This window comes from Microcoleus sp. Pol14D4 (assembly GCF_036701245.1).
In the GTDB taxonomy this organism is placed as follows: Bacteria; Cyanobacteriota; Cyanobacteriia; order Cyanobacteriales; family Microcoleaceae; genus Microcoleus.
Genome location: NZ_JAUBQM010000182.1, coordinates 1 through 2282, shown reverse-complemented (window position 1 = coordinate 2282; position 2282 = coordinate 1). Strand labels below are relative to the sequence as shown.

The 2282-nt window shown below is 44.4% G+C and carries 4 protein-coding genes; all 4 read right to left on the bottom strand.

Going from position 1 to position 2282, the window contains the following annotated elements; translation table 11 throughout:
• Window positions 1–108: 108 nt before the first annotated feature.
• On the bottom strand, window positions 109–474 hold the full coding sequence (locus tag QUA33_RS27935; protein ID WP_333152999.1) for a DOPA 4,5-dioxygenase family protein: 366 nt from the start codon (window positions 472–474) through the stop codon (window positions 109–111).
• A gap of 305 nt (window positions 475–779) precedes the next feature.
• Window positions 780–1664 (bottom strand): transposase, encoded by an 885-nt coding sequence (locus QUA33_RS27930; RefSeq protein ID WP_333152998.1) that lies wholly within the window; start codon window positions 1662–1664, stop codon window positions 780–782.
• A 3-nt stretch (window positions 1665–1667) separates the two neighbouring features.
• Window positions 1668–1838, bottom strand: a complete 171-nt coding sequence (locus QUA33_RS27925; protein WP_333152996.1) for a hypothetical protein — start codon at window positions 1836–1838, stop codon at window positions 1668–1670.
• A 34-nt stretch (window positions 1839–1872) separates the two neighbouring features.
• Window positions 1873–2220 (bottom strand): transposase, encoded by a 348-nt coding sequence (locus tag QUA33_RS27920; protein ID WP_333152994.1) that lies wholly within the window; start codon window positions 2218–2220, stop codon window positions 1873–1875.
• Window positions 2221–2282: the final 62 nt, after the last annotated feature.

Genomic DNA, 2282 nt, shown 5'->3' with positions numbered 1-2282 from the left:
GTAATTAACTCATAATTTTGCCGGAAATATCATTATACTATGTATTTCTGTAATTAATTCTGTCTGACTACTTATCAGGAGCACCGTTTTCGCTTGGCGCGCGATCGATCACAAGCTGGCGTTGGCTGTTCTAGGCCGCAGAACTTCGAGATTCAGCCCTAGTTTTTCTCCCAGCCACAAAGAATGTTTCGTATGGTCCGCCAGATCATCGCCGGTTTCGGGATGCACGAGAATATCTAACCCCTCGCGATGCAGCATTAACCAAGGAACGACTTTGCCAAATTGCGAGGGTAAAAATGCAACTTGATACATCGCTTGGGAGTGGGGACCAATGGGTTTGTCATGCCAACGCCCAAGCTGCACCTCAAACTGAGTCAATCCTTCGCGTACGCGCGCTGCGACATCGCGATTATCAGCGTTGAAGTAAATATGTGCGTGAAAACCAACAATTTCGATAGTGTCTTCTTTCATCATTTTCAGTGGGGTATTGAGCGGACATCTGCACAACAGGGCTGTTAATTTCAGGCTAACTTGGTGAAGGCCACTTAGGAGGTGTGAGTTGCGGGCATACAAGAGGCAGCAATCGCACTCTTAGGGATTTGGGGCATGGCCGGCGGGTTTTAGTCATGGTGACAAGAGATTCAGCCAAGCTGGACACTCGCTTCCTTCTCGAACTTATGTTAACTGTGAATAAAAACTCGAACAAATTCTCTGCTTTCTTACCCATTCTAGGGCGTCGGTTCAGTATTAGGAGTTGACAAAAAAAGGACTTTATGAAATTAGCCAGTCCATGAGTTCGACTTTATACCTGGTGTAATTGGCCGAACCTTATCCATTCGAGCAATGACATGAAGATTATGGACAACAGCGACTCGGCGTAGATCGAAGAGATTTTTCCGCTGTCCAATATAGCGAGCACGGTTCCCCTGCCAATGCCCAATATGAGCCAGAGAGTGTTCAACTGTAGTACGTTTTCTTAAGTTTTTTCGACCAATAGCAGTGGATTGACGTGCTCGCAACTCTTGCATTAAGGCTTCATCAGGATGAATTGATACAGTCCGTCCTCTTTGACTATTCGTGCAACCAGACCTCAGAGGACAAACTGCACATTCACTCGCCGGAAAATGAACAATTTTTCCGGGTTTAAATGGGATACTTACCTGATTGGGACAGCTAATTAAATGCGTATCCCAGTCAAGAAAAAAAGAATTTTTATCAAATCTTCCATAATTTCTGACTGGCCATGCCTTGCAAAATATCTGTAATTTATCATCCCGTTGTGTCACCCAATGACTAGATAAATAAGCCCGGTCAATATGTAACTCGGCTAGGTGAATATTTTGAAATTTTAAGTCACGTTCTAGGTCAACTGTAGCAGCGGATTCTGGAGTATTGGCGCGTGTCAACGCCACGGCACAAACTACACCACTCTCTAAATCTTTGAGGACGTGACGTTTATATCCATCTATTTTTTTAGAGCGGCTTTTACGCCCATGCCGCATATCGGGGTCTTCAATAGAAATGCGACGATCTTTGGCCACCCCTTTAGCAAGATTAGGAAATCCTTGAGAGTCTAAAGTCACATTTTGGGATTCAATGACTCGGGCAACATCCAGAGTCTCTTGAGCCACTTCAAACTCATCACGAGCGGGCTGGCTTTGCATCCATTATTCTACGGAATTTAAGCTATTTAGGATGACTAAGAGTGCATTTTGACGCTCTACTGGATTATCCCAGTTTAAGTCTAAGGCTGTTTTTAAGCTGGAACTATTGAGAATTGGCGCACCAGCTAACTCGGCAATTTCTGCTGGCTCCCGCCCCTGCACAACAGCTATCACACTCACCGCCTTACGCTCATCATGACCCAAGGGATTATATGTATCTTCGACTTTCCCAGCTCCCCATAAAGGTGAAGAATCTAAAGCCGCTTTCAGTTGAGATGAGCCAAACCCACCATGAGTGTTTGGCCATTTCTACGGTGCGGTCAATTAAACGTTGGTCTAGTTCTTTTTTAATTAAGCGATTTCTGAATCTCACCAAAGTGGCTTTGCTAAAAGGGGGAGTTTCACAATTGAGACAATCGAGAACTAACTGCCAACGTTGATCCATGAGCATTTCTTCAATGACTTCATCATCAGAAATGCCTAAGTAGGCTTGCAGAATAATTGCCAAGGCAATTTGTGCAGGAGGAACTGGACCCTGACCCCAGGGGGAACGCATCTTATTGAACACTGTTCATCAGTGATGAGTATATTTTCAGATAAATTCACCATTATTAGAAG